The sequence below is a fragment of the Paenibacillus sp. NPDC058898 genome (assembly GCF_049316025.1).
Taxonomy (GTDB): domain Bacteria; phylum Bacillota; class Bacilli; order Paenibacillales; family Paenibacillaceae; genus Paenibacillus_AQ.
The window spans coordinates 341,222-363,744 of sequence record NZ_JBMOSM010000005.1 but is presented as its reverse complement, the minus strand read 5'-3'; the positions used below and the strand labels follow the sequence as shown (position 1 = coordinate 363,744).

The following is a 22,523-nucleotide window of genomic DNA, read 5'->3' as shown; positions in this document are numbered from 1 at the left end:
CCAAACGGCACGAGGATGAAGAGGGGTGAGGAGAAGATGGGAGCAGGAACAACATTGGAACAGAAGAAAACGTCGCTGCAGTTAACGGGTATGACATGTGCCGCCTGTGCGAATCGGATTGAGAAGGGCCTAAACAAAATGGAAGGCGTCCAGGAAGCGAATGTGAATTTTGCGCTGGAAAAAGCGTCGGTTACATTTGATCCGAATGTGGTTACCGTCCAGCAGATGGAAGAGAAAATTGAAAAGCTGGGTTACGGAACAGCAAAGGAAACAGTGGACCTGCAGCTGATTGGCATGTACTGCGCCGCTTGTGCTTCGAAAATCGAGAAAGTGGTAAGCAAGATGCCAGGTGTTAATCAGGCCAACGTCAATTTTGCACTGGAGACGGCCCGGGTGGAATTCAATCCCGCAGAGGTAAGCCTTAGCGATATTCAACAGCGTGTGGAGAAGCTCGGGTATCAGGCGGTTTCCAAACAGGAGACGCTTGATCAGGAAGGTCACCGCAAGGAGGCCATCACCAAGCAAAAGCGGAAGCTACTCCTGTCGGCGATACTGTCGCTGCCGCTGCTCTGGGCCATGGTGAGTCATTTCTCCTTCACCTCCTGGATCTGGATGCCTGATCTGTTCATGAACCCTTGGTTCCAGCTGATCCTGGCAACGCCGGTACAGTTTTTTATCGGAAAACAGTTCTACGTGGGAGCCTATAAGGCTCTTCGCAACAAAAGCGCCAATATGGACGTTCTGGTCGCACTCGGTACCTCGGCAGCCTATTTCTACAGTCTGTATTTAACGATCGATTGGGCCGCTGCCGGAGCAAATGCACACCATGGGCCCGAAATGTACTATGAAACGAGTGCGGTGCTGATCACGCTGGTCATTATGGGGAAACTGTTCGAATCCCTGGCCAAAGGCCGTACCTCGGAGGCCATTAAAACCCTGATGGGTCTTCAAGCCAAAACGGCGCTGGTCGTTCGTGACGGTCAGGAGATGACCATCCCGGTGGAACAGGTCCTGGTGGGTGATCTTGTATTAGTAAAGCCGGGTGAGAAAATCCCGGTGGACGGTAAAGTAGTTGAAGGCACGTCGGCAGTAGATGAGTCGATGCTGACAGGTGAGAGCATTCCGGTTGAGAAAAAAGCGGGCGATGCTGTTATCGGCGCTACCATAAACAAGAACGGGCGCTTGACGCTTGAAGCGACGAAAGTGGGTAAAGAGACCGCTCTAGCCCAAATTATCAAGGTGGTTGAGGAAGCACAAGGCTCCAAAGCTCCGATTCAGCGGGTCGCTGATGTCATCTCCGGCATCTTCGTTCCGATCGTGGTTGGCATAGCGATTGTTGCCTTCCTCGTATGGTACTTCTGGATAGCGCCTGGTAATTTCGCGCAATCGTTAGAAATTGCTATTGCGATTCTGGTTATTGCTTGTCCGTGTGCGCTGGGTCTGGCTACACCGACCTCGATCATGGCGGGTTCGGGCCGTGCTGCAGAACTGGGCGTCCTGTTCAAGGGCGGGGAGCATCTGGAGTCTACCCATAAAATCAATACGATTATTCTGGATAAAACAGGAACAGTCACGAAAGGTAAACCCGAGTTGACCGATGTGGAAGTGAATAACTTGGAACAAGAGCTGTTCCTTCGTCTGGTCGGATCTGCTGAGAAGAGCTCCGAGCATCCGCTTGCTGAAGCGATTGTGGCCGGGATTGAGGAAAAAGGTACGCAGCTTCCGGCTGCCGAGCATTTTGAAGCCATTCCAGGTTACGGCATCCGTGCCAGCGTGGAAGGGCATGAGGTGCTGGTAGGCACACGCAAGCTGATGGCACAGCATAACGTACCGATTGATTCGATCCTCGGCAGAATGTCAGAGCTTGAAACCGAGGGTAAGACTGCCATGCTGACAGCGGTAGACGGCCAATATGCGGGTCTTGTGGCTGTGGCGGATACGATCAAGGAGACGTCCCGTGCTGCTGTAGCGAGATTGAAAGAAATGGGCATCGAGGTCATCATGATTACCGGTGACAATGAACGCACGGCACAGGCCATCGCGAAGCAGGTTGGCATCGACCATGTGCGTGCTGAGGTGCTGCCCGAAGGCAAGGCAGATGAAGTGAAGAAGCTCCAGCAGCAAGGTAAGAAGGTCGCCATGGTTGGCGACGGCATTAACGATGCGCCGGCACTTGCGGTTGCTGACATTGGAATGGCTATCGGAACAGGTACGGATGTGGCGATGGAAGCTGCTGACGTGACGCTGATGAAGGGCGACCTGAACAGCATTCCGGATGCCATCTACATGAGCCGCAAGACGATGAGCAACATCCGTCAGAACCTGTTCTGGGCGCTGGGCTATAACTCGCTTGGCATTCCGATTGCCGCCATCGGGCTTTTGGCACCTTGGGTGGCCGGGGCCGCCATGGCACTGAGCTCTGTATCGGTCGTGCTGAATGCCCTTCGCCTGCAGCGAATGAAGGTATAACGAAAGCAGACTGACCGTTCATATATAGTGTATGAAGCAACCTAGCAAAGATATGATTATTAGGGCGACTTGATGGGGGTGTAGACATTGGCAACGCAAAAATTCGCAGTGACACCCGGCTTTGAAGTGGGCGGAACGCTGTTCCGCCCGGATCAGCTGTCCGTATTGGGCTCCATCGTGGGTGAGGATGCCCGCATCGAGATGACTACCTTTAAACAGCTCTACGTGGAGATGGACGCAGAGCGGGTGGAAGAAGCAAAGGCTAAGCTGGAAGCCGCCGGACTTCAGGTTCATCCTGCCGGTTTTGTCTCCAAGAGCCTGATCACCTGCAACTTCTGCCGGGGGGCGGAGGATTCGGGACTGGATGTTGCGAAGATGCTGGATGAAGCGATCGCCGATCATCCTGTACCTAATCCGCTAAAGATCGGTTACGCCGGCTGCGCGCTCGGCACCAGTGAACCGCTGCTGAAGGATATTGCCGTTATTAAGATGAGAAATACCTATGATATCTATGTAGGTGGAGAGCCGAAAGGGTTGAAGGTTGCTCTGGCAAAGCCGCTGCATAAGGATTTAGCGCCGGAGCAGCTGGCCCCGATCATCCTGAAGCTGATCGTCGTCTATCAGGAGAACGGCAAGAAGAAAGAGAAGTTCTCGCGCTTCGTAGATCGCATGACACTCGATCAGCTGCGTCAACTCACGCTGAATGCGCGGATGGATACGGCAGGGTAACAAAAGGCTTGGAAGGCATCACCTTAGGGTGGTGCCTTTTTTTGTTAGCGGACGCCGCGTATTAGGGATCTCCTATTTCGTGCGACTTCATCAATTAGCTGCCCTTGTCTCGTCGGATCGGAATGGCGGATTTACTGAAGCGGTGATCTCACTCTTCGCCACTGGGAATGGCAGAGAAAGCGCGGCTCGCGCCTACTATGAATACCGGCTATTTCTCGTAACGGATATGCCGAAACGAGGATGGATTTACTCTCAAGAGCACCTGAGGGTGCTCTTTTTTTCTATAGATTAGAACGCGATATCCACTAAAATCCTTGCTTGGTTCGATCAAGCGAGATTCACTTTGGGCGCATTTCGTCTTCTCTACTTGCGACGATGGGAATAACAACCAGATTGGGCATTTTATCGTGGTTGACGAGCGATATGAAAGGGTATACAATTTAGATTGTTAAAAGCTTTTAACTATTTAAATTTGTAATATATTTGTAAGTACTTCGTTGTGCATCGAGGTGATGAAACTGGATAAGAGGGAACAATTATCTAACATGGTGGCTCGTCAGATGATGACGCTTGTGGCGAACTATGCCAAGATTCTGGACAATGATTTGACCGGCCCCCAGTACTACGTGCTTCAGACTTTGGCGTATGAGGGGCAGCAGACCAGCTCGTATTTTGCCAATGCCTTGAATGTTACGCTGTCGGCTGTGACCAACTTGAGCAACAAGCTGGTCAGCAAGGGTTATATTGAACGGGTGGCGTCAATCGAGGACAGACGTCAGGTCTATCTTAAGATTACGGAGCAGGGCCGTGAAGTTGAAGCCCGGATGATTGCGAAGTACCGTGATTTGAATGAAGGCTTATGGTCGGATTTCTCGGATCAGGAGATGGATGTGTTGATCGCTTCATATGAGAAGATGATTGAACATCTGCAGCTTAAGATCGGGCAGTCCAATGAAGATAGCCAAACTAACGACTAATATATCAGGAGGTATTCTCATGGGGAGATTAGACAATAAAGTAGCAATCATTACGGGTGCAGCAGGTGGTATGGGTAAAGCTGACGCTCTTTTGTTTGCGCAAGAGGGAGCTAAGGTTGCGATTACGGACCTTCAGGAAGACAAGATCAAAGACGTCGTAGCCGAGATTGAAGCGCTTGGCGGCAAAGCGATCGGATTCAAGCATAACGTAGCTTCTGAGGAAGATTGGGTTCGTGTTGTAGACGAGACGGTTCAAAAATTCGGCAAAATCGACATTCTGGTCAACAATGCCGGTGTCTCCAATGCAACGCCGTTCATGGATTTGACGGTGGAAGGCTGGGAGAAGACGATGTCGATTAACGTTACGAGCATATTCCTCGGTCAGAAATATGTCATTCCGCACATGATCGAAGCCGGGGGCGGTTCCATCGTCAACATCTCCTCCATTGCCGGCCTGACAGGCGGCAGCGGCGCTGGTCCCTACACGGCAAGCAAAGGCGCGGTGCGCATGCTGACTAAAGCCACAGCCGTTGACTTTGCGAAGCATAACATCCGCTGTAATTCGGTTCACCCTGGCTACATTGAAACGCCAATGACCGTGGACTTGTTCAAGGATGAGCAAATGATGCAATGGTTCCAATCCCAGACTCCGCTTCCACGCTTGGGCAAAGCGGAAGATATCGCTCGCGGCGTATTGTTCCTTGCTTCGGATGAGTCTTCTTATATTACAGGCGTTGAGCTGCCGATTGATGGCGGATATTTTGCGAAGTAAGTCATTCTTCCATTGGCTTGTCTATAGGCTGTAGACGGCAGAAATGTTCGTGATACTACTCGGTCAGACCTAATTTATCTTATCATCAAGGGGAGTGTTATTTCATGTCCGATAACAAACAGATCGCTGTCATTACAGGCGCAGCCAGCGGGATCGGCAGAGCCAGCAGCTTGAAATTGGCAGAGAACGGTGCAACGGTAGTGCTCGTTGACTTCAACAAGGAAGCCGGCGAAGAAACGCTGCGTTTGATCAAGGAACAGGGCGGAGAGGGAATCTTCGTGCAAGCGGATGTAACAAAAACCGAGGATGTTCAGAACTATGTGAACAAGGCGGTTGAAGCTTACGGCCGAATCGATTTCTTCTTCAACAATGCAGGCATCATGCAGAAGTTCTCGATGCTGGACGACATCGACGAGAATGAATTTGACCGTCAAATGTCTGTGAACGTCAAGGGCGCTTTCCTTGGCATGAAATATGTGTTGAAAGTCATGAAAGAGCAGGGCAGCGGACATATCGTTAATACCGCTTCCACGGCGGGTATCCGCAGCGAGCACAGTGCAGCCGCTTATTCGGCAAGCAAACATGCGGTGGTAGGCTTGACGAAGGGAGCAGCGCTGGAATACGTGAAGCAGGGCATTCGCGTGAACGCGATTTGTCCGGGCGGCGTTCAGACGCCGCTTACGGCAGCGGTGGCCAAGTCCTTCATGGAAGGCGGCTACGTGCCTGAGGAAGTGGGCAACATGCGGATGGGACGTCCGGCTGAGGCGGATGAAATCGCGAACGTGGTTGCCTTCCTGGCTTCCCCGGACTCCAGCTACATGACAGGCTCGCTGGTTACAATTGATGGCGGATTGACGCTCTAATATATAAAGAAAAAAAGACCAGTCAAGCACCGGAATACCGGGTTTGGCTGGTCTTTTTGGTATAGCATTTATTTGATACCGACGACATCCGCCAGCAGCTCATATGAACGCAGGCGTGCCTCATGATCGTAGATGGCGGCTGCGACAATAATCTCGTCTGCGTTCGTCGACTGCTGGAACTCCTCCAACTGCGCACGTACGGTTGCAGGGCTGCCGATGGCGGAGAAGCTGAGCTGGCGCTTCACGATAGCCTGCTCCTGCAGGTTCCACAGATCATCCATGCTGTCCACCGGCGGGCTCAGCTGGCCGGTACGGCCGCGGATGATGTTCAGGAACTGCTGGTACGGCGAGGTAGCAAGATGCTGCGCTTCCTCGTCCGTGTCGGCACAGATTACGTTCACGCCGATCATGGCATACGGCTTGCTCAGCTCGGATGAAGGGTGGAAGCTGGTACGGTACAGATCGAGCGCGGCCATCAGATAATCCGGAGCAAAGTGGCTTGCAAAAGAGAACGGAAGCCCCAGCTGGCCTGCCAGCTGCACACTGAAACCGCTGGAGCCGAGCAGCCAGATCGGTACATGCAGGCCTTCACCGGGAATCGCCCGAATACGCATGGACGAGCCTGAGGTGGGCTGGAAGTAATTCCGCAGCTCGCCGAGGCGATCCGGGAAATCCTGCCCGTCGCTGCCCGGACCGCGGCGGAGTGCCCGGGATGTGAGCTGATCCGATCCCGGCGCACGGCCAAGACCGAGATCAATCCGGCCGGGATACAACGATTCGAGGGTCCCGAACTGTTCGGCTATAACCAGGGGAGCGTGGTTCGGCAGCATAATGCCGCCGGATCCGACGCGGATCTTGCTCGTGCCCCCGGCGACATGGCCAATGACGACCGAAGTGGCCGAGCTGGCGATCCCCGGCATATTGTGGTGTTCGGCAAGCCAGTAGCGGTGATACCCCCACTTTTCGGCATGCTGGGCCAGATCGAGTGTATTCCGCAGCGACTGTGCAGCTGTGCTGCCCACTGTAATCGGGGCGAGATCCAGGATGGAAATAGGGATATCGCGAAGCGTTTTGGGCGCTGTATGATCAAGATGGGGTTCTGTCATATGGGTTGACCTCCTTATTCGTGCGCGGCACGGTAAGTTTTTATATAGGGAGAAGACATCCGTCTGGATGTTGGAAAATATGAAATCTATTATCGATAGTTGATATCCCTATATAACGAACATTATATACCTACTTAATCCATAAGAAAAATGTACTTCGAAGAACCTTCACAGAAGCCAGACCGCATAAAGAGGAACCTTTTCTTGTGTTATATAACTGCTCCATATAATATATGCCTTTATTCTGATCTAATTATCGGTGAATCCCATTCGGTGTATTTATGACGGAGCTTTGGCAAGCTTTTTGTTAAGAAGGTAATAATAGCAAAACAACGCAGCCTTGACGGCTGCGCTGTGGAATGTTCAGATTATGTTGGTTTTGTTCATTTTGTTTCACTTGGAGGCTCAATCCGCTCCATCCCGTTCATGTAAGGTCTGAGCGCCTTTGGAATGAGGATCGAACCGTCGGCCTGCTGATGGTTCTCCAGCAGCGGGATGAGAATTCGCGGCGAAGCGACGGCTGTGTTGTTCAGGGTGTGGCAGTAGCGCAGCTTGCCTTCTGCGTCCCGATAGCGGATGTTCGAGCGACGCGCCTGAAAGTCGAGCAGATTCGACGACGAGTGAGTCTCCCCATAAGCCCCGCGGCTTGGCATCCATGTCTCGATGTCGTATTGCTTGTACGTTTTCTGCGACATATCCCCGGTACAGACGGCAACGACACGGTAAGGCAGTTCGAGCTTCTGTAGCAGCTCCTCGGCATTGGCTGTGATCTCTTGCAGAAGCTGCTCCGAGGCTTCCCCGCTGGCCTCGCAAAGAACGACCTGTTCCACCTTCGCGAACTGATGCACCCGATACAGGCCCTGGACGTCCCGGCCGCCCGAGCCGACCTCGCTCCGGAAGCACAGCGATGCTGCTGCCAGGCGAATCGGCTGCGTCACATCGACGATTTCACCGCTATAGAACGATACCAACGGCACTTCCGACGTACCGACGAGCCACTTATCCTGCTCCATAATTTGAAAAGCCTGATCTTGACCAAGCGGGAAGAAGGCTGTGTTCTCCATGGCCTCGGTCCTAACGGTTAACGGTACGTCCATAAGGGTAAAACCCTTGGCGACCAGCATATCCACTGCAAGCTGCTGGACGGCCCGATGCAGCATGGCGCCGATGCCGGTCAGGTAGTAGCTGCGTGTGCCGGCGGTTTTGACGCCGCGGGGAATGTCGATCATCCGGTGCAGCTCGCCGAGCGTGACATGATCCCTGTATTCATAATCAAACACGGGGGGCTCGCCAACCCGTCTGATCTCTACATTGTCCTCATCCGAAGCTCCGACTGGCGTATCCGGCGAAACGATATTCGGTACAAGGATGAGCAGCTTGTTGTAGGCGTCGTCAACCTCCCGGTATAACGCTTCCTGCTTGCCCAACTGATCGTTGATGTCCTTGACCTGTTGTTTCGTCCGCTCGGCTTCTTCCTGTTTACCTTGTCGCACGAGCGTGCTGATCTCCTGCGAGATGGCATTGCGCTGCTGCCGCAATCTCTCCACGGCCAGCAGCAGTGTCCGGCGCTGGTCATCCAGCCGGACAAGTTCGGCAACCGACAGGGCGATGCCTTTCTGGTCAGCCACTCGCTGCAGTTCTTCCTGATTTTCTGTGCTCTCTCTGATCCATTTCATATCTAGCATAATCACCGCGCTCCTTCTTCTGAAAAAAATAAAAAAGCGTCCTAGTCCATATGGGACGAGGGACGCTTATGCGCTCGCGGTGCCACCCAAATTGATTGAACCGTAACCTAATCACGAAACAGGTTGGTCCGTGTTCAATCCACTTTGATTCCGCGGTAACGGGCGGGTCCGGTTAACTTAGGGAGATGTCTGATCGATTATAGGATCAGATCCCCTTGACGAGAACGCCTCGGAGTTGGAAGCTCTTCATCGGCCTGATGTTAATATTGTTGTTCAGTATACCGCATGAGGTGTCTTTTATACAAGGGGCTCATTGGATTTTTGTACGCTGTTACATCGACGCCGCTTTCTTCGCAGCTGCCCGCTTCCATCCGGCAGGCTGCTCCGCATCCCAGCGGAAGGTCCATGCGGCTGCGCCGAGGATAAGGACCGTGAGCCCGCAAGAATCATGAGGGGCATCCAGATGCCAGAGATATCGCCTTACGGAGAAACGGCAATGGACATGCCGTTCGGCCCGATGATCGCAAGCACTTCACCTTCTCGTATATCTAGAGCCACATCATGTACGACCGTTCGCTGACCATAGGTTTTTCTTAAACCTTTCGCTTGAATGAGAGCAGGTAACATCATCTCGTATTCACGTTCCTTATTAACCAATATTATATATCCAACGTTGGATATTGACCGGAAATGAAAGCCGCAGCTGATGCTGAGGCTTATTCTTGAACGAGTGTTATGATCTTGTTGAGAAAGGCGATGTCTTGTTCCAGGCTTGAGATCGCATTATCGAAGGTAGCAAGAGCGATCTTCGATAAGCCGTACTGTCCCTTGATTTCTTTACCTGAACGCCATTGTGCCAGCGATTCTTCCACTTGCTTGAGGTTTTGCTGCAGCAATTCCACCGCTTCCTGCTTGGGAATGTTCTCGATCCAGACCAATCCAAGAGAGAAGTTGGATTTGACGGTATGGGGAGGAAGCGTCAAGGTTTCGCGGATCATCTTCTGGAATAACTTCTCGCCTTCATCCGTAATACTGTAAATTTTGCGAAGTCTCGCACCGGTCCGCTCTTCAGCGGTGGCTGCAATCAGACCGTCGCTTTCCATCTTGTTAAGTGCATAATAGATGGAGCCGGATAGTATATTCGTCCATAGGTCCATGCGGCTGGCCTGAATAAGCTGCTGAATTTCATAGCCGTGCATCGGGCGCTGGCGCAGGAATGAGAGCAGGATGAGGTTGGTCATGTTGGGTCACTTCCTTAGGATGTATAGGTGAAGAATAATTTCAAAACTGGATATCCAACGTTGGATATCTAATGATTGTAATTATAAGTATGATGGAATGATTTGTCAACAACTTGCGGAAAATAGGTAAATGTCATATATGGATTGAATGAAAGCGATTTAACGTTTAGTCTATTAGTGTGAACTAGTATGGCAGTTGGGTGAGGAGGCTATATGGTCGATGAACTACAGACAATTGGGAAATACGGAGCTTCACATTAGCGAGGTCAGCTTCGGCACTTGGGCGATCGGAGGTTCATGGGGGGAGACCAATGATGAGGAAGCCTTGAGGGGATTGGATCGGGCCATCGGCGAAGGTGTGAACTTTTTCGATACGGCCGACGTATATGGAGATGGGCATGCGGAGGATTTGCTCGCACGCGCAACCAAGGGCAAGGAAGATTCGGTGCATATCGCCACCAAGTTTTGCCGTGCAGGAGACATTCATGATCTTCAGACCTATTCGGAGGACTCCATCCGCCTTTATTGCGAGAATAGCCTGAAGCGGCTCCAGCGGGAGCGGATTGATCTCTATCAGGTTCACTGCCCTCCCTTCGATGTGTTGAAGGACGGAAGGGTGTTCGAAGTGCTGGACAAGCTGCAGGCGGAAGGGAAAATCCGGCATTATGGCGTCAGCGTGGAGACGGTGGAGGAAGGACTGTTTTGCCTGGGGGTACCTGGCGTAAGGTCCCTGCAGGTTATCTTCAATCTGTTCCGTCAAAAACCACTGACCCAGCTGCACCCGAAAGCCAAAGCGTCGGGCGTCGGCATATTGGTGCGCTTGCCGCTTGCCAGCGGTCTGTTAACCGGGAAATTTACGGAGAACACCACATTCAGCGAAGGGGATCACAGGAATTTCAATGCGAACGGGGAGCAGTTTAACGTGGGTGAGACCTTTGCCGGCCTCCGGTTCGAAAAAGGAGTTGAGCTCGCCAGAGAGCTCGCTTGGATTGCCGAGGGCCGAGGCGACATGGCTCGTGCATCCATGCGCTGGATCCTGGACTGCCCCGAGGTCAGCGCTGTCATTCCCGGCTTCCGCAGCGTCCGTCAGATTGAAGATAATCTGGGCACGCTGGAAGTGCCCTCATTCACCATGGAGGAAAAGGTACGCCTGGCCCGCTTCTATCAGGAGCGGGTAGCGGAGCACATCCGCGGTGCCTATTAGGCTGCATTCCGAGGATAAATAGTAAGAAGCCTCCCGATCATTCGGGGGGCTTTTTGTGTAGGAGGATGACTTTGTTCAGAACGATTGCAGCTGCTGCAGTGCTGCTTTAAAGCATATCCTATGCTTAATCATGGTAATGATACTATAATATAGGCAAAGATTCTGAATCGGAATGTGTTCAGCAGGAGGATTGTCGTTTTGAATGACTTGTTGAAGCGGGAGCATGACATCATCAAGGTCTGCTTGTTAGCAGGAAAAATCATGTTACAAAGCGGTGCCGAGACCTATCGGGTCGAGGATACGATGATGCGGATCGCCGCGGCTTTCGGCGTGGAGAACAGCCACTGCTATATGACTCCGACCGGGATTATCTTCTCGGTGGAGGAGCCTCAGCATATTACGCGGCTTATTCGTATTTCGGATCGGACAACCAATCTCGATAAGATCGATCAGGTCAACAGCGTGTCTCGGAGCATAAGCCTCGGTGAGCTGACGATTGAAGAGGCTCATAGGGCGCTTGAGAAAATCGAACATGAGCAGGCGATATATCCGACATGGCTGCTGATTCTCCTGTCAGCGATCGCAAGCGGCTGCTTCCTCATTATGTTTCGCGGCGTCTGGCCGGATTTCGTACCGGCGGCCATTTCGGGCGGTCTTGGCTTCTCCTGCTTTCTATTCATGCATCGGGTCATACCGGTGCGATTCTTCGCCGAATTCTCGGGAGCGCTGGTCATCGGCATAACCTCCGTATGGATGGTCAAATACGGATTCGGCCATCAGCTGGATACGATCATTATCAGTTCCGTGATGCCGCTGGTACCGGGCTTGCTGATCACGAATGCCATCCGCGATTTAATGGCGGGGCATCTGATATCCGGCTTGTCCAAAGGCGCGGAGGCTTTTGTTACGTCCTTTGCCATCGGAGCGGGAATTGCGTTTACGTTGTCATTCTAAGAGATGTGTGAGTGGAGGTGAAGATGGTGGCAACCTTTTATATACAGCAGCTCATCACGAGTTTTGTTGCTTCGGCGGCCTTCGGGATCATATTCAACGTACCCAAAAAAGCACTGCTGCAGTGCGGGTTTGCCGGCATGGTGGGCTGGCTGCTCTACATTATGCTGCAGAACATGATGGTTGAGCCGGTGACGGCCACCGTGTTTGCGGCTTTTTGCGTGACGATCATCAGCCATTTTTTCGCCAAAAAATACAAGACGCCCATTATCGTGTTCAGCGTGTCGGGGATTATTCCGCTCGTACCGGGCGGAGTCGCCTACAATGCCCTTCGGCATGTCGCCCAGAATCAATTTGATCAGGCTGTTCAGCTGGGAGCGCAGGCCTTCATGATTTCAGGCGCCATCGCGCTGGGTTTGCTGCTATCGGAGGTGACCAATCAGATCATTCGGAAGTGGTCGATATCCCGGAGAAGAGCTGGAAAACCCAATTCGACCGGCTCGTAAGCTCTCGCGATTCCAAAGAGACCTAACAGATCAGGACGAGGAACAAGTTCGGATATTTTGGCCTTGCAGCTGCTTACTGGCCGTATCTTTCGCTTAACTGCGGGGGATATGGTTTTTTTGAGTGCACTGAAGGGTATACCCCCTGCGTGAATATTTTTACATAAGTTTCATGTTATTCCTTTTTATTGTCCAAATCCTCGCTGTACTATATAATCTTTACTGCATGAAATGAAACCGCATTCACATCTATCCTATCTATTGATACCGTCTACTGACGACAGTTGAAGATTCCTAGTCTACCAAAGAAGAGGGATGTCCATGCAGGAGTTGACGCTGCATCTGTTCGAACGGATGGGCATGCTGCTCATCCTGACGTTTATACTGACGAGAATTCCGTTGTTCCGCCAATTGCTGGACCGCAAAGAGATGTCTGGCACGCGAATGTTCATCTATTCCTGTCTGTTTGGCCTCTTCGGTATCCTCGGGGTGTATGCAGGCGTTGTGGTGGAGAATGGCGAGTCGAGCTCCTCCTTCTGGCTGATGCAGCTGACGGAGGAGCAGGCCCTGGCCCATTCCGCTCTGGTCGGCGTTGTCATTGGCGGGCTGATCGGTGGGCCCCGCGTTGGCATCGGGGGCGGGCTTTTGGCGGGAGCCCATCTGCTGTATATCGGGGGCTACACGGGGCTGGCAGGAGCTATCGCCGTACCGCTTACGGGTGCCCTGGCCGGGGGCGTGGCCCGATTCTTCTCGCAGGAGCGGGTTATCTCGCCGGCAAAAGCGTTATTCGTGGGGATGTTCGCCCCGATCCTGCACATGGGGGTTATTTTGATCTGTTCAGATGAGCCGGACCGCGCGGTTGAGCTGGTCAACCTGATCGGTCTGCCGATGGTGCTGACCAACAGCATTTCCATTGCGATCTTCACGACGATGCTGCGGGTTGCGCTCACCGAGGAAGAGCGGGCAGCCGCTTACGAGACGGAGAAGGCATTCCATATCGCGGAAGCGGCGCTGCCGCATCTGAAGCAGGGCTTGACGTACCGTACGGCACAGGCCGTGGCCACCTTGCTGCTGCGCGAGCTGAAAACAACGGCAGTCGCCATTACGGATACGGAGCGGTTCCTGGCCCATGCCGGTGCCGCCAGCCGTACCATTGATCCCGGAGAAGAGATCACATCCGACTTGACCAAGAATGTCATTGCGACCGGCGAGCTTCGGATCATAGAGAATGCGGAAGATATTCAGCCCCGTCATTCGGCGCTCGGCGCCGCCATTCTTGTCCCGATGATCGAGGGTCACGAGATTGTAGGTGTCATTCATTTCTATTTCAAGCGACCGCAGGATATTCGGCGCGTTGAACTGGTCATGGCTCAAGGGCTTGGACAGCTGATTTCTTACCAGCTCGGGGCCACGGCCCACGAGAAGATGAGCCATTTAATGAAAGAGGCGGAGCTTAAGCTTCTGCAGGCGCAGATCAATCCGCATTTTATGTTCAATACGCTCAATGCGATCCATTCGTTGATCCGGAGTGATCCGCTGCTGGCAAGACATGCCACGATGCAGCTGGGGGCGTTCATGCGCTTGAACGTCAAGGTCATGGCCTCCCGCAGAACGACCATTCGTGAGGAAATGGAGCTGTTGAATGCCTATTTGGACATTATTCAAATCCGGTTTGAGGATCAGTTCACGTTTGAATGCCAGCTGGATCCGGTGCTAGGCGAGCTTATGATTCCGCCTGCAACACTGCAAATGCTGGTGGAGAACAGCATTAAGCACGGCTTGCGCGATAAAGCGAGCGGGGGCATCATCCAGTTGACCCTAAAGCGGGCGGGCGATATGGCGGTTGTACAGCTGCGGGACAACGGGGCAGGTATCTCCCCTGAGGTGCTGGACAGCCTCGGCGAACAACCGATCATCGGCAGCGAGGGTACGGGGAACGGCATTTACAATATCAACCAGCGTTTAATCAGCATGTTTGGCAAGGAAGCCAGACTCATCGTAGAGAATCTTGCAGAGGGCGGATGCAGCATATCCTTCAGCATCCCCTGCAGTCTATCGGAAGGGAGCCGGTACCGTGAAGCGAATTAAAACGATGATAGCGGAAGACGAACGATTGGCAAGGGAGGAGCTGGCTTACCTGTTGGAACAGGAGCCTGATATCGAGCTGCTTCCTTATGCCACGAACGGCCGGGAACTGCTCGAGCTGGTTCCCTTACGGCAGCCGGATGTCGTCTTTCTCGACGTTCATATGCCGGAGCTGGAAGGATTGCAGGCTGCGCGGATGCTGAAGGCCTCCCCGATCTCGCCCTTGATTGTCTTTACGACAGCCTATGACGAGTATGCTGTCGAGGCGTTTGGTCTGAATGCGATTGATTATCTGCTGAAGCCTTACAGCCATATGCGATTAAAGGAAACCCTGCAGCGAATTCGCAGCAGGGTTCATGAAGGGCAAGTCTCCCCAAAGCAGGAAGCTTATGATGTCGCCCCCCAGATAGCTCCGTATCCATCCACTGAGGCTGCTGCCCGCAGTATGCGTGGCAAGCTGCTATTCGATGATGGGGACAAGCATGTGCTTGTCGATCCCGAGGCGATACTGTACGCGGTGCGCGAGGAGCGGGTCATCCGCATATGGACGGCGGAAGGCCAGCGGATTACGAGCAAAAGCACGCTGCAGGAGCTGGAGGAGAAGCTGGCGGGTTACTCGTTCTTTCGTCCTCATCGCAGTTACCTGGTTAACGTGAACCGGATTGCGGAGCTGTCCCCTTGGCAGAACGGCGCTTACAATATTGTGCTAAACGATGAGCAGCGGACGATGATTCCCTTGTCGCGGGAAGCCGCCCGGGATTTGTTCCGGTTGCTTAGAGAGGCGTAGGGAGAAGCGCGTGAGGACGGTGGTTGTCTCCCGGTTGAGGCGGCATATCCGCCTTTTCGCGCACCCTATCGGACGTTTCGCGCAGGAGCTGTGGTCGCAGACAATCCTCCTGTATATAATCATTATAAAGCGCTTTCATATATGGGAGACGCAATAGAATCCTTGATCGTTAATGGAGGGAAAGGCAATGGAAGAAAAAAGCTATACCGAAGTATGGCATTCTGAAAAATTCAAAACGCTGCTCTCCCGCAAGAAACGGTTCATTATTCCGATGACCGTCTTTTTTCTTCTGTTTTACTTTGCACTGCCGATTCTTACTTCGTACACCGACGTGTTGAACCACCCGGCGATTGGCCCGATCACGTGGGCATGGGTATTTGCATTCGCGCAGTTCATCATGACATGGGTCTTGTGCATCCTGTACTCCCGCAAGGCGGCCCAGTTTGACCGTATGGTAGACGATATTAAAAAGGATATGGGGGCGTAATCGACTATGGCTATCGCGTTGTTTTGCGGAATTGTATTTCTCACGCTGATCATAACGTATTACGCTGCCAAGAAAACAACCAACACCAGCGACTTCTATACGGCAGGCGGAGGGCTCAAGGGCTGGCAGAATGGAACAGCCATTGCCGGCGACTATATGTCTGCTGCCTCCTTCCTTGGCATCGCAGGCTCGATCGCGTTAGTTGGCTTTGACGGCTTCTTCTATAGCATCGGTTTTCTCGTGGCTTACCTGGTGGTGCTGTACCTTGTTGCCGAGCCGCTTCGGAATCTCGGGAAGTATACGGTGGCGGATATGATTGCCGCTCGTTTCTCCGACAAGAAAGTGCGCGGCGTTGCAGCGCTGAACACGATTTCCATCTCCATCTTCTACATGATCGCACAACTGGTTGGAGCAGGCGCGCTGATTAAGCTTTTGCTGGGACTGGACTATGTTACGTCCGTGCTGATTGTCGGCGTGCTTATGACCATCTATGTTGTCTTCGGCGGCATGCACGCCACGAGCTGGGTTCAAATCTCGAAAGCTATACTGCTCATGGCCGGCACGTTCATCATCTCGCTGATCGTATTCGCCAAATTCGATTTCAGCCTCACCCAGATGTTCCACCATATGAAGTCGGCTACCCCGCTGCAGGAGGCATTCCTGAACCCGGGGAATAAATACAAAATCCCGTTGGAGACGCTGTCGCTCAACCTTGCCCTAGTACTGGGCACGGCAGGTCTGCCGCATATTTTGACCCGTTTCTTTACCGTTAAGGATGCTAAGACGGCACGCAGCTCCGTGGTATACGCTACCTGGATTATCGGCATCTTCTATGTCATGACGATCTTTCTCGGTTTCGGGGCTGCCGCTTTCGTAGGCGCGGCGGATATTACCGCGGTCGATAAAGCCGGCAACATGGCTGCACCGCTCCTGGCCAAAGCGATTGGTGGCGACTTCCTCTTCGCGCTCATCTCGGCGGTTGCGTTCGCGACGATCCTCGCGGTGGTGACGGGGCTTGTGCTGTCCGCCGCATCGGCCTTCGCCCATGATTTCTACGGCCAAATCGTGCGCCGCGGCGAATCGTCGGAGAAGGAGCAGCTGAAGATGGCACGGTACGCATCGATTGGCGTATCCATTGTCTCCATTCTGCTCGCATTGTTCGCCCAGAAGATGAACGTGGCATTCCTTGTCTCGCTCGCCTTCGCCGTTGCGGCCAGCGCGAATTTGCCGGTCATCCTGTTCACGGTGTTCTGGAAGAGGTTTAATACGACAGGCGCGGTTACCGGGATGCTGACAGGATTGATCAGCACGGTGATTCTTGTGGCGCTTAGTCCGAATATATGGGATCCGGCCGGCAAAGCGATTTTGATTGGCGATCCGATCTTCCCGATGAGCAACCCGGGCATTATCTCCATTCCGCTAGGCTTTGTGGCAGCTTATATCGGGACGCTGTTATCCTCTTCCAAGGATGAAGCGAAGTATGCCGAAGTGCTGGTCAAGGCCAATACGGGCGCGTAATCCGGATTTAATTCATTGACCAAAAAGGGTGTATCCAGCTGCTTAGCAGCACAGGGGATCGCCCTTTTTTTGTCATTTTATCGTAAAATAAAGGAGTGACAGGACAGGACTTTGAGGCTGAAGCGGAAGGAGGCATGCAAATGAACATATCCGGCATCGTTTTTTTTCTGGCGATTGTGGTCGGCACGTTAATGATCACGTATTATGCCGCCAAGCGGACAACAAGCACGAATGATTTCTATGCAGCGGGCAATCGCCTGAGCGGGCTGCAAAACGGCTTGGCCATTTCCGGTGACTATATGAGCGCGGCGTCCTTTCTTGGCATCGCGGGCTCTATTGCTGTGTACGGCTTCGACGGCTTTTTCTATTCGATCGGCTTCCTCGCCTCCTATGTGATCGTGCAGTACATCATAGCCGAACCGCTTCATAACCTGGGCAGGTACACGATGGCGGATGCGGTGGCGGTTCGGTTCAGCGAGAAACGGCTGCGCGGATGTATCGCCGTCAACAACATGATGATCACCGTCTTCTACATGATTGCCCAGCTCGTTGGTGCCGGGTGGCTCGTCCATTTGCTGTTCGGGCTGGAAACGTCGCTAGCCATCGTGCTGGTCGGAGGCTTAATGACCGTCTACGTCACGTTCGGCGGCATGCTCGCGACTTCCTGGGTGCAGATCGTCAAGTCTATTTTGCTGGTCAGCAGCACTTTTATCGTGAGTCTTATCGTACTGGCAAGGTTCGATTGGGATCTGCTCGGCTTATTCGAATCCATGAAGCGGGCGACCCCATTGCAGGAGCGGTTTCTGATGGCGGGTAATATGTTCGACCATCCGCTGGACATGCTGTCGTTTAATATGGCGCTGGTGTTAGGGACAGCGGGACTTCCGCATATTATTGCGCGTTTCTACACGGTAAGAGACCCGCGTACGGTCCGTTCTTCGGTAAAAATGGCAACGTTTACGATCGGCATCTTTTATGCCATGACCATATTTCTTGGTTTTGGGGCGGCTGCCTTCGTCGATTGGTCCGTTTTGTCAGAGCGGGTTGAGCTGGCGGCGCCGCTGCTCGCAAGCGCATTGGGTGGCGAATTCTTAATGGCCTTTGTATCGGCTGTTGCCTTCGCAACCATATTGGCCGTGATCTCGGGGCTTGTGCTGACGGCATCTTCCGCATTTGCTCATGACGTCTACAGCAGCATTTTCCGCAGAGGACGGGCGACCGAGGCACAGCAGATGAGAGTGGCTAAGCTTTCGGCCATCGTGGTTGGCACCGCTTCGATTGTGCTCGCCCTCGGCGCGCAGAAGCTGAACGTGGCATTCCTCGTTTCGTTTGCGTTCGCGGTAGCGGCCTCGGCTAATCTGCCGGTGCTGCTGTTCACGTTATTTTGGCGGAGATTTAATACGTATGGGGCCATGTCGAGCATTGCGGCCGGATTGGTATCCTCCTTGCTGTTCATGGCCGTGGGGCCTAACGTGATGGATCCTGGGGCCGGCTGGATCCGGGCGGAAGCGATCTTCCCGCTCAAGCATCCGGGCATCGTGTCCATTCCGATTGGTTTCGCGGGCGGCATCCTCGGTACTCTGCTATCCGGTAAAGTCGGCTCAAGCGGCCAATTCGAGACGATGCAGGCCATTGCCCATGTGGCCCCTAATGAGATTCGTACCCGCGAGCCGGGATGACAGAGCATACATACAAATGATGAAGGAGAGGCAGGGGATAACAGTGAAGCAGGATGGTGTAATTGTCCCCTGACTACCGCTTAAACCGGATCAAGCAGCTGACAGGCAAAAACCCGCGCCATATGCTGGATCTGTTCGGATTGTTGTGCGGGTTGATGTGGAGAAAATAGCGAAGCTTTATCATTTAGGTTTCAGCAGCTTGCCAAACTCAGAGGGATAACAGCCGACATATTCCCTGAACAGATTCGTAAAATGCCGGGTGCTGTAATATCCGACTTGCTCTGCTGCCTCATTGACCTTCATACCGGGGATAGACAGGAGTTCCTTCGCTTTCATCATCCGCAGCCGGGTTACGTATTGGCTAAAGGTTACCCCCATTCGTTTATGAAAAAGGGTGCTGAGGTGGTTCGGTGAAACCTCGAACCGCTCGGCCACGGCGGAAACGGTAATATCACCGCAAAAGTGCGCCTCCAAATAAAGGACGACCTCTTCAAACCATTCTTTGGCTGTGGGGTCACCCTCCGATTTTTTGCGGAGCAGCCGGGTCCCTGTTTCTTCATAAAGCTGTTCTAACCATGGATCAAACCCCTCAAACATCGGTGTCGGCGTTTCCTTGGCCAGGCTGCCTGCCAGAAAAGCCAGCAGTCTGGATTGAAGTTTACGCGCGGCTTCCCGTTCATCGGCCCACAGCATCCTAAGTTTATCACCGCAGGTCATAAAGGCGGTATAATCCCCCTCGGCATATGCTCTAACGAGCTGGACCGCAGTTGTGCCAAACCGGGCAGTCACCGGATCTTTTGCCAGCCGCCGCATATCGGCGAGAAGCAGGGGCTTCCCATCGTCTGCGACGCTACGCAGGTAGGAAAGGGAACGCATCTCCAGCATTTCATTCCGCAGCGGTTCGAACGAATCATAGGTTCCCGATTCCAGCACGGCTGCCGGACGGCTCCGGGAATGTTCAGGAGAACGGCTGTTCACCATGTCGTGAAGCAGCTTGGGTAAGCGTCGCAAGTTTGCTTCCGCTGGGGAAGTGAGCGCTTTTCCAATCAGTGCATATTCGCCTCGCTCCAGTCCGATCAGGGCCAGAAGCAGCTCCTTGGAGTTGTGGTCGGCGATGACCTGGCGTGCAGCTTGCGGCAGAAGTCCGGTTTGTTCGGGTCGAGCATCATTGCCATCGACGGGCCGCGTTTCATAGAGCAGCATGCCCGTCCATTGGCCTTCCCGTTCAGTTGTCTTGCGTTCCGGTCCGGTCTGCATGATCGGGTTATGCCATAGCGATGTGACCACCGATTCAAACTCGCGGCTGAGCGATTTCGCGTCCTGCCCGATCCGGGCGGCTGCACGCTGCACGATTCGTTCCACATCGGAGGGCTCGATTGGTTTCAGGAGGTAATCCAGAGCACCCAACTTCAGGGCTTGACGGGCATAGTCAAATTCCGCAAAACCGGTCATGATGATCCACTGTGCATGGGGGGTATGAGGGAGTGCCTCTTCCATCGCTTCAAGTCCGCTCTTGCCAGGCATCCGGATATCGACGAATATGATGTCGGGCCTCAGCTCTGACGCCTGCTGTACCAGCTCCAGGCCGTTCTTGGCCTCCGTCACGTCCAGACCTGGCCGAATGTCCTCCAGAATCAGGATCAGCGTCTCTCTTGCCAGCATTTCATCATCCGCTACGATAATCTTCATTGCGCAATCCCCTCCTCTTCCAGTTCCATCGTGATCGTAATGGTTGTTCCCTGGTCAGGTTGACTTTGGATATGAAGTGAAGCCTGACCGTCTCGAATGAGCGCAAGCCGTTCCTGTGCATTGCGGAGTCCGACGCGATCGCTGTGTTCAAGCTTCTTAGGGTCAAATCCGGTGCCGTTATCCTTGATAAGGATGACGGCATGGGCCCTCCCGTCTGCAATCCGCGTGTAGGCGTTGATCTCGACATGGCACGGGTGGGCGCATGGCTCGGCGCCATGCACAACGGAGTTCTCGACCAGCGGCTGCAGCAGCAGCTTGGGAATTCGCAGCGAAGCCAGCGAGGGCTCCAGCGAGAAGGAGAAGTTCAGCCGGTCTCCAAAGCGCATGGACTGCAGCTCCGCATATTTGCGGATAATGTTGAATTCCGCTTCCAGCGTGATCGACATATCGGCCGACAGGATGTCGCGCAGCAGCCCGCTGAGCGAGCGGATGGCCCGGTCGAGCTTCTGCTGCTCGCCTTTGCGGTTCAGGCCGATAAACCCATTCAACGTGTTGTACAGGAAATGGGGGTTGATCTGTGCCTGCAGAGCCTGCATTTCCGCGTCCTGCTGCTTGAGTTTGGCACGATATTCGCTGATGACCATCTCGTCCAGCCTGACGATCATGCGGTTCAGCGCGCCGCCCAGCTCCGCGACCTCGTCCTTGCCGTGGATGTCGACCCGCTTGGACATATCGCCGCGCTGCACGTGACGCATCACGCCGATCATCTCCCTAAACGGAGTGAGCAGCTTGCGGGAGTAGGCAAGAAACAGAAACAGCGTAAGGATCATACCGCCGCCGGCAAAGATCATGCCGACGTTATGCATCCACTGCACCTTCTCCGTAAATCGGCTTTGAGGGATCAGGGAGGTCACCATCCACGAGCTGGATTCAATCGTCTTCGACACTTTAACGTACGTCTGATTATGATATCTGACCTCGCTTGCCGAGAGCTGGCGCAAGGTTTCCTCGGGAATTTGTTGGCTTGCATAGACCAGCTGCCCATTCTTGTCCGTGATGACAACGACCGAGTCGTTTGTAATCAATTGGCGCACAATGCGGTCGATGACGACGGTATCGGCATCCGACATGATGACCGCAATCGGTTTGCGTGTATCCATGTCGCGAATGAGCCTGGCGACGGAGAAGACCGATTGGAGACCGTCCATCTTCACATAATCCTGATCATGGACTTTCACGAAGGTGGCTTTACCGCCTGCCTTGACCGCATCGATGTACCAATCCTGGCCCGTGTAGTCGTAATCGGTACGGGCGGTGTAGAGGGTGGAGCGGCTATCTTTGTAGAATACGGAGCCGTCGAATGGCAGCAGCAGGGTACCTAGAATCTCCTTGTGCATATTTTCGAGCACGGTTGGCAGTGTGTTGTACAGGGCGTAATCCGCTTTATATTGGGTATATTGATCCGATTTCGGGTACAGGCCGGAGGATCTGAGTTTCAGGGCATACATGACTTCGTCGTAGTTATAGGGGATGGATGTCACCCGTTCGAGCTCATCCAGATAATATTGGATGTTGCTGGTCAGCCCGACAAGGGACGACTCGGTCAGCTTCTCCGTTTCCGACGTAATCAGCTTTGTATAATAGGAAGGCATCACGTAAGCGATGATAAGGACAGGGACCAGTATGGTCACGGAAAAGAGGATGATAAGCTTGGAGCGCATGGACAAGGTGCGGTTCTTCACGGGAGCAGCCTCCATTTCGCTAAGTCTCGAATAAGC

The 22,523-nt window shown here is 53.4% G+C and carries 21 protein-coding genes; 15 read left to right on the top strand and 6 right to left on the bottom strand.

Features of this window, described 5'->3' with window-relative positions; genetic code table 11:
* Positions 1–36: 36 nt before the first annotated feature.
* The 6 genes from ACOZB4_RS16480 (at position 37) to ACOZB4_RS16455 (ending at position 5,810) form a co-directional block, all read left to right on the top strand.
* Positions 37–2,469, top strand: a complete 2,433-nt coding sequence (locus tag ACOZB4_RS16480; protein WP_379414635.1) for a heavy metal translocating P-type ATPase — start codon at positions 37–39, stop codon at positions 2,467–2,469.
* Between the two features lie 87 nt (positions 2,470–2,556).
* Positions 2,557–3,198 carry a nitrite reductase gene (locus ACOZB4_RS16475; RefSeq protein WP_379414634.1) on the top strand — a complete coding sequence of 214 codons (642 nt, stop codon included), beginning with the start codon at positions 2,557–2,559 and terminating at the stop codon, positions 3,196–3,198.
* Positions 3,199–3,229: 31 nt separating this feature from the next.
* The gene (locus ACOZB4_RS16470) at positions 3,230–3,490 is read left to right on the top strand and encodes a hypothetical protein (protein WP_379414633.1); all 261 of its coding nucleotides are present in this window, start codon (positions 3,230–3,232) and stop codon (positions 3,488–3,490) included.
* 253 nt (positions 3,491–3,743) lie between these two features.
* Entirely contained in the window at positions 3,744–4,175 is a 432-nt protein-coding gene (locus tag ACOZB4_RS16465; protein WP_076323821.1) for a MarR family winged helix-turn-helix transcriptional regulator, read from the top strand.
* A 19-nt stretch (positions 4,176–4,194) separates the two neighbouring features.
* The gene (locus ACOZB4_RS16460) at positions 4,195–4,947 is read left to right on the top strand and encodes an SDR family NAD(P)-dependent oxidoreductase (protein WP_379414631.1); all 753 of its coding nucleotides are present in this window, start codon (positions 4,195–4,197) and stop codon (positions 4,945–4,947) included.
* 104 nt (positions 4,948–5,051) lie between these two features.
* A complete protein-coding gene (locus ACOZB4_RS16455) occupies positions 5,052–5,810 on the top strand; it encodes an SDR family NAD(P)-dependent oxidoreductase (protein WP_379414630.1) in 759 nt (252 codons plus the stop codon).
* Positions 5,811–5,878: 68 nt separating this feature from the next.
* On the opposite strand, the gene ACOZB4_RS16450 is transcribed toward ACOZB4_RS16455, so the two are convergent.
* Together ACOZB4_RS16450 and serS are read right to left on the bottom strand one after the other, a co-directional pair.
* A complete protein-coding gene (locus tag ACOZB4_RS16450) occupies positions 5,879–6,916 on the bottom strand; it encodes an LLM class flavin-dependent oxidoreductase (RefSeq protein ID WP_379414629.1) in 1,038 nt (345 codons plus the stop codon).
* Between the two features lie 383 nt (positions 6,917–7,299).
* Positions 7,300–8,601 (bottom strand): serine--tRNA ligase, encoded by a 1,302-nt coding sequence (gene serS / locus ACOZB4_RS16445; protein ID WP_379414628.1) that lies wholly within the window; start codon positions 8,599–8,601, stop codon positions 7,300–7,302.
* 285 nt (positions 8,602–8,886) lie between these two features.
* On the opposite strand from serS, the gene ACOZB4_RS16440 reads away from it, so the two are divergent.
* Positions 8,887–9,027: a hypothetical protein gene (locus ACOZB4_RS16440; protein WP_379414627.1), complete on the top strand. Its 141-nt coding sequence runs from the start codon at positions 8,887–8,889 to the stop codon at positions 9,025–9,027.
* 54 nt (positions 9,028–9,081) lie between these two features.
* Here ACOZB4_RS16440 and ACOZB4_RS16435 read toward each other — a convergent pair whose 3' ends face one another.
* Positions 9,082–9,258: a hypothetical protein gene (locus tag ACOZB4_RS16435; protein ID WP_422759572.1), complete on the bottom strand. Its 177-nt coding sequence runs from the start codon at positions 9,256–9,258 to the stop codon at positions 9,082–9,084.
* Positions 9,259–9,317: 59 nt separating this feature from the next.
* Positions 9,318–9,842: a PadR family transcriptional regulator gene (locus ACOZB4_RS16430; RefSeq protein ID WP_379414625.1), complete on the bottom strand. Its 525-nt coding sequence runs from the start codon at positions 9,840–9,842 to the stop codon at positions 9,318–9,320.
* 220 nt (positions 9,843–10,062) lie between these two features.
* Between ACOZB4_RS16430 and ACOZB4_RS16425 the strand changes: the two genes are divergently transcribed.
* The 8 genes from ACOZB4_RS16425 (at position 10,063) to ACOZB4_RS16390 (ending at position 19,056) form a co-directional block, all read left to right on the top strand.
* The gene (locus ACOZB4_RS16425) at positions 10,063–11,046 is read left to right on the top strand and encodes an aldo/keto reductase (RefSeq protein WP_379414624.1); all 984 of its coding nucleotides are present in this window, start codon (positions 10,063–10,065) and stop codon (positions 11,044–11,046) included.
* Between the two features lie 198 nt (positions 11,047–11,244).
* Positions 11,245–12,000, top strand: coding sequence for a threonine/serine exporter family protein (locus tag ACOZB4_RS16420; RefSeq protein WP_379414623.1), 756 nt, complete (start codon positions 11,245–11,247; stop codon positions 11,998–12,000).
* 23 nt (positions 12,001–12,023) lie between these two features.
* A complete protein-coding gene (locus ACOZB4_RS16415; RefSeq protein WP_076323830.1) occupies positions 12,024–12,503 on the top strand; it encodes a threonine/serine exporter family protein in 480 nt (159 codons plus the stop codon).
* A gap of 318 nt (positions 12,504–12,821) precedes the next feature.
* A complete protein-coding gene (locus ACOZB4_RS16410; protein ID WP_379414622.1) occupies positions 12,822–14,588 on the top strand; it encodes a LytS/YhcK type 5TM receptor domain-containing protein in 1,767 nt (588 codons plus the stop codon).
* Positions 14,575–15,372 carry a LytR/AlgR family response regulator transcription factor gene (locus ACOZB4_RS16405; RefSeq protein ID WP_379414621.1) on the top strand — a complete coding sequence of 266 codons (798 nt, stop codon included), beginning with the start codon at positions 14,575–14,577 and terminating at the stop codon, positions 15,370–15,372. Before ACOZB4_RS16410 ends, ACOZB4_RS16405 begins: the two co-directional genes overlap by 14 nt.
* A 187-nt stretch (positions 15,373–15,559) precedes the next feature.
* Positions 15,560–15,859 (top strand): DUF485 domain-containing protein, encoded by a 300-nt coding sequence (locus tag ACOZB4_RS16400; protein ID WP_071218738.1) that lies wholly within the window; start codon positions 15,560–15,562, stop codon positions 15,857–15,859.
* Positions 15,860–15,865: 6 nt separating this feature from the next.
* Entirely contained in the window at positions 15,866–17,377 is a 1,512-nt protein-coding gene (locus tag ACOZB4_RS16395) for a solute symporter family protein (RefSeq protein ID WP_422759570.1), read from the top strand.
* Between the two features lie 140 nt (positions 17,378–17,517).
* Positions 17,518–19,056, top strand: coding sequence for a solute symporter family protein (locus ACOZB4_RS16390; protein WP_379414619.1), 1,539 nt, complete (start codon positions 17,518–17,520; stop codon positions 19,054–19,056).
* Positions 19,057–19,236: 180 nt separating this feature from the next.
* Here the strand turns inward: ACOZB4_RS16390 and ACOZB4_RS16385 are convergent, their stop codons facing one another.
* Together ACOZB4_RS16385 and ACOZB4_RS16380 are read right to left on the bottom strand one after the other, a co-directional pair.
* On the bottom strand, positions 19,237–20,745 hold the full coding sequence (locus ACOZB4_RS16385; RefSeq protein ID WP_379414618.1) for a response regulator: 1,509 nt from the start codon (positions 20,743–20,745) through the stop codon (positions 19,237–19,239).
* Complete coding sequence (locus tag ACOZB4_RS16380) at positions 20,742–22,487, bottom strand: cache domain-containing sensor histidine kinase (protein ID WP_379414617.1); 1,746 nt, start codon at positions 22,485–22,487, stop codon at positions 20,742–20,744. The genes ACOZB4_RS16385 and ACOZB4_RS16380 overlap by 4 nt, the downstream gene beginning before the upstream one ends.
* Between the last annotated feature and the right edge of the window lie 36 nt (positions 22,488–22,523).

Coding starts and splice junctions, on each gene's coding strand:
- ACOZB4_RS16480 (WP_379414635.1), top strand. CDS start 37: ATGGGAGCAGGAACAACATTGGAACAGAAGAAAACGTCGCTGCAGTTA.
- ACOZB4_RS16465 (WP_076323821.1), top strand. CDS start 3,744: ATGGTGGCTCGTCAGATGATGACGCTTGTGGCGAACTATGCCAAGATT.
- ACOZB4_RS16460 (WP_379414631.1), top strand. CDS start 4,195: ATGGGGAGATTAGACAATAAAGTAGCAATCATTACGGGTGCAGCAGGT.
- ACOZB4_RS16455 (WP_379414630.1), top strand. CDS start 5,052: ATGTCCGATAACAAACAGATCGCTGTCATTACAGGCGCAGCCAGCGGG.
- ACOZB4_RS16450 (WP_379414629.1), bottom strand. CDS start 6,916: ATGACAGAACCCCATCTTGATCATACAGCGCCCAAAACGCTTCGCGAT.
- serS (WP_379414628.1), bottom strand. CDS start 8,601: ATGCTAGATATGAAATGGATCAGAGAGAGCACAGAAAATCAGGAAGAA.
- ACOZB4_RS16440 (WP_379414627.1), top strand. CDS start 8,887: ATGAGGTGTCTTTTATACAAGGGGCTCATTGGATTTTTGTACGCTGTT.
- ACOZB4_RS16430 (WP_379414625.1), bottom strand. CDS start 9,842: ATGACCAACCTCATCCTGCTCTCATTCCTGCGCCAGCGCCCGATGCAC.
- ACOZB4_RS16425 (WP_379414624.1), top strand. CDS start 10,063: ATGAACTACAGACAATTGGGAAATACGGAGCTTCACATTAGCGAGGTC.
- ACOZB4_RS16415 (WP_076323830.1), top strand. CDS start 12,024: ATGGTGGCAACCTTTTATATACAGCAGCTCATCACGAGTTTTGTTGCT.
- ACOZB4_RS16410 (WP_379414622.1), top strand. CDS start 12,822: ATGCAGGAGTTGACGCTGCATCTGTTCGAACGGATGGGCATGCTGCTC.
- ACOZB4_RS16400 (WP_071218738.1), top strand. CDS start 15,560: ATGGAAGAAAAAAGCTATACCGAAGTATGGCATTCTGAAAAATTCAAA.
- ACOZB4_RS16395 (WP_422759570.1), top strand. CDS start 15,866: ATGGCTATCGCGTTGTTTTGCGGAATTGTATTTCTCACGCTGATCATA.
- ACOZB4_RS16390 (WP_379414619.1), top strand. CDS start 17,518: ATGAACATATCCGGCATCGTTTTTTTTCTGGCGATTGTGGTCGGCACG.
- ACOZB4_RS16385 (WP_379414618.1), bottom strand. CDS start 20,745: ATGAAGATTATCGTAGCGGATGATGAAATGCTGGCAAGAGAGACGCTG.